The organism is bacterium (assembly GCA_022616075.1).
In the GTDB taxonomy this organism is placed as follows: domain Bacteria; phylum Acidobacteriota; class HRBIN11; order JAKEFK01; family JAKEFK01; genus JAKEFK01.
The window spans coordinates 1-4445 of record JAKEFK010000351.1; the positions used below are offsets into that span (position 1 = coordinate 1).

Genomic DNA, 4445 nt, shown 5'->3' on the forward strand with positions numbered 1-4445 from the left:
CTCACGGTACGATTCGATTACACCTTTTTCCGTTCGCCACCAAAAAATTTGATTTCCCTCCATGCGTCCTTCCAGTATCTTGAGTCCAAATCTGTCCGACTGGACCCGGCAGAAAAGCTTCCCAGCTTCCACATAATCCTTCACCTGAACATTCTCTTTGGATCCATCGTCATAGGTAACGGTCTGCGTTCCCTCCAATGTGTATTTGCCGCTTTCCCTGTAGACATGATGGACCGCCATGCTCTTCAGAAGTTTTCCATCAGGCGTGTACACGTAGAACTTTCCGATCCATTCACCGATGTAGGAAGAATAAAGGTTGGGAGATGGGTCGTCGTTTGATCCGGCGCCGATAGCGGCTGACACTGCGGCAAATAAGACGAACACTGAAACAAGGCGGCTTTTCAAGATCTATCCTTTGCGCTGGAATATGATGAATATAGTGAAACTGTAAATGGAACGATAAAGTTCATTGTCAGCCGGACAAATTGCGGCAACGAGAACGAGAGGCTTCTAACGGCTTCATACTGATTGAGTAGAGCTAGAATTGAACCTACTATGACAGATATCTTCAGGGCTCTTTTGATGTTTGGTACATTCAGCATAAAAGGTCCTTTCGAACACGCTGCCTCATGGTTTCCATAGCCTCACTAGTTCAGTTGTCCCTTTCATGTTTTCTGGTCACGCGTTTTGTAATGGCGATTACATCTGTAATTTGATTGGATAAAAGGACTATACGCATGAAACAATGAAGTGTATGTTTCCTTACATTTACCTAAAGAATAGGAAGCACTTTCCCAACATATTCTCAAGAGCACGTTTATACTATGTACAAAAAACCAATCCTGCTGATTGCAGTCATCGTTCTGCTGCTTACTGTAAGTACGTCTTACGCGGAAACGATAGATCCGGGTGTAAAAATCTCAACGCTGTTTCAAACAAAGGGTTCAATTCTCGGTTTCTTGGGAATCTTTCTCATTGGACTAGCTTTGAATTTGACCCCTTGCGTTTACCCGATGCTTTCGGTAACTGTCTCTATTTTCGGTGCACAAGACCATAGAAGAACGCTGCATGTTTTCCTGAAAGCGCTCCTGTATGTTCTTGGTATTGCCACCATGTACAGTGCGCTTGGGGTTTTTGCAGCAATGAGCGGAGGGCTATTCGGAGCATGGTTGCAGAACCGATGGGTACTGGTTGCAATCGCGGTTCTATTGTTTGCTCTGGCCTTGAGTATGTTTGGGTTTTACGAGCTTAGAATGCCTTCTTGGATAGTAGACAAACTTGGAAAAGCAACACGGAGCAGTGCCGCTGCAACCCTTGGCATTTATGTCTCAGGCCTCGCAGTTGGAGTGTTTGCCGCGCCCTGCATTGGTCCACCGATCATTGCTTTGCTAACTTACGTAGGGACAAAAAAGGATCTGTGGTTTGGTTTCTGGTCATTCTTTGTTCTATCACTCGGTTTAGGAACCCCGTACCTACTGTTCGGGACATTTTCGGGACTCTTAACAAAGCTACCAAAATCCGGACTCTGGATGGTCTGGGTGAAAAAAGTATTTGCTGTGATTCTGTTGGCTGTCGGCTTCTTTTATCTGATGCTGGCAGTAATACCCCGGTTTGCAGTTTATGTGGTACCCATCTTTCTTTTTTCTGGCGGAATCTATCTCGGATTCTTAGAAAAGTCAGGCAAAACGAAAAAAGTCTTTCGAAAAATCCAGTGGGCCGCCGGATCGATCGCTGTAGTTCTTAGCATTGTTTCTTTTTCTTTTCTTCAAAAGCAACAGATGCAATGGGAGCCGTACTCTACGAAAACATTACAAAGCGCGTTGGAAGCAGGGCAACCAGTCATGATTGACTTCTATGCCGACTGGTGTGTCCCGTGCCATGAGATGGAACGGCGAACCTTCAGCGACTCTCGAGTGATTTCGTTATCGGAATCTTTTAAAAAACTTCGAGTTGATCTTACACAAATAGATTCCAACGAATCCATGTTCTTGCGTTTTGAATATGGAGTCATGGGTGTGCCGACACTGATATTTTTGCGACCCGATGGTAATGAGATGCTGGACTCGCGAGTCGAAGGATTTCTCCCGCCAGAAAAATTCCTGCAACAACTGAAAGCAACGCTGGCCGCCATTGAGTCTGAAAATACTGAAAATGGTTAGTATTTAATGAGTCAAAAATGCTAAGGTAATTAGATAAGACGGATTCAGGCTCACACTAACCAAATAAATCTAATATTAAGATTCTATTATTTTAGTTTTTAAGGGATAAGGAGGAAAAAGCATGTGTCGTTTTCTAGTTTATTCCGGCAGAGAGATTCTCCTTGCCGAATTGCTTACGCGTCCCAGAAATTCTCTTATCAGGCAAAGTTATAAGGCCCGGGAACGAAGTGAACCACTGAATGGCGATGGCTTTGGAGTAGGGTGGTATGTCCCTCAAGTGGACCGTACCCCGTGTCTGTTTACCAGCATAACGCCTGCATGGAGTAATCAGAACCTCCATCGAATCGCAGAGAAAGTCAGTTCTTCTTGCATCTTTTCTCATGTTCGCGCAGCTTCTCCCGGAATGTTGGTGAGTGAAGTGAACTGCCACCCATTTCAGTATGGACGCTTGCTCTGGATGCATAATGGAGCGATCGCGCAGTTTCTCAAAATCAAACGCCGGCTTCGACAGTCGCTCAAGGATGATTTGTATAATTTCATCCAGGGGACCAGTGATTCCGAGCATGCTTTTGCAGTGTTCCTAAATCTGCTGCCTTATCGCATGGATCATTATTCGGCCGAACAGCTAGCACAAACGATGCTGGGAACGATCCGGCAGCTCAGCTCATGGAGCAAGGAAACCGGCATTACAGAACCGTCGTATTACAACTTTGCTGTAACCGATGGACAGAGCGTGATCGCAACGCGGTATGTGAGTGATCCTGTGCTGGAGCCTGCATCACTTTACTTTTCCTCCGGAACGAAATTCGAATGTCACGAAAGGGTGTGCCGAATGGTTCAGGCAGATCAGCCCGAACAAGCGGTAATCATTACATCGGAACCGCTCACCGATGTGAAAGAGGACTGGGTGGCCGTTCAAAAAAATCACATGGTTTTGATTACGCCAGAGTTGAATGTCCGATTACTCCCAATCTGGTGAAACAGCTTTACGAAAACAGTTCGGGGATTTGGAACAATCCAACGCAGGATGTTTTGCCGGTATAATTTTGACAAAGATTTCGTGTAAGGTTATCGGATGAGTCAACCGCCTGAAGATCATTCATCACAGATTTCTGCATCTGATTCTCCAGAGCCGGAGGTGGTGCGGGCTCACCTCGAATCTATTTTGAAGAGTTCTGCATTTATCAGATCCGAAAGAATGATCCGCTTTTTGCGTTTTTCCGTGGAAGAGTGTCTACAGGAGCGCGCCGATCAAATTAACGAATACAGGATTGCTGTCGAAGTCTATGATCGTCCCTCTTCGTTTGATCCGCATATCGATGCGACGATCCGGGTTGAAGCTGGACGTCTGCGGTCCAAACTGCGCGAGTATTATGAAACGGAAGGAAAGGAGAGCGCGATTCGTATCGATCTCCCGAAGGGCAGTTATATACCAGTATTCAAACGGGTCACGGTTCCTGCTAAGACAATTGCAATCCGTGAGCACGGTTTAAAAACAATTGCAGTACTTCCATTCGCAGATATGAGTCCGCAGCGCGATCAAGAGTACCTAAGTGATGGAATCGCAGAAGAAATTATGTTTCAGTTGTCCAGGGTGGAGGGTGTGCGCGTTGCAGCGCAGACTTCGGTTTTTGCGTTCAAAGGAGCTTACCAGGACATCCGTGATATCGGCAAGAAGTTGGGCGTAGAAGCCGTATTGGAAGGAAGTGTGCGCAAATATCAAAACACGCTGCGGATCAGGGCGCAATTGATTGATGTTTCGAGTGGTCTTCACATTTGGTCTGATGTGTATGAGAGCGAGCTGGAAGATGTATTCAAAATTCAGGGAGAGATTTCACGTTCCGTGGTCCTGGCTCTGATGAAAGGTTTCCTTCAAACAACCGGCGACCATCAATTGAGTCCATCTACGGCCTCCATGCCAGCATATGATGCATATCTGAAGGGAAGATTCCACTGGAACCGGCAATCGGAAGATGGGCTGAAGATGGCATTGAGCGAATTTAACCGTGCGATTGCCAGCGATCCCGGCTTCGCCAGAGCTTACGTTGGTCTGTCTGACTGTTACCGGCTGCTGGAATTCTGGGGTGATCTTTCGCCACAGGAAGCCTACCCGAAAGCGAAGTCCGCTGCATTGACAGCATTGAATCTGGATAGCTCTCTTGCTGAAGCTCGGGCTTCGTTAGCCGCACTCAAGGCCATTTATGAATGGGACTGGGCAGCATCGGAAGAGGAGTTTCTGCATGTGCTTCGGATAATTCCAAATTACCCCATCGGCCATCAGGCATA

Annotated in this window: 4 protein-coding genes; 3 read left to right on the forward strand and 1 reads right to left on the reverse strand. The window is 46.5% G+C overall.

Going from position 1 to position 4445, the window contains the following annotated elements; genetic code table 11:
* The coding region (locus tag L0156_27085) for a hypothetical protein (GenBank protein MCI0606666.1) at positions 1-405 on the reverse strand (405 nt) is incomplete at its 3' end.
* Positions 406-824: 419 nt separating this feature from the next.
* On the opposite strand from L0156_27085, the gene L0156_27090 reads away from it, so the two are divergent.
* The 3 genes from L0156_27090 to L0156_27100 all read left to right on the forward strand — a co-directional run.
* Complete coding sequence (locus L0156_27090) at positions 825-2159, forward strand: thioredoxin family protein (GenBank protein ID MCI0606667.1); 1335 nt, start codon at positions 825-827, stop codon at positions 2157-2159.
* A gap of 121 nt (positions 2160-2280) precedes the next feature.
* Positions 2281-3138: a class II glutamine amidotransferase gene (locus L0156_27095; protein MCI0606668.1), complete on the forward strand. Its 858-nt coding sequence runs from the start codon at positions 2281-2283 to the stop codon at positions 3136-3138.
* Positions 3139-3234: 96 nt separating this feature from the next.
* Positions 3235-4445 (forward strand): hypothetical protein (locus tag L0156_27100; protein ID MCI0606669.1); only part of this gene is annotated, 1211 nt, incomplete at its 3' end.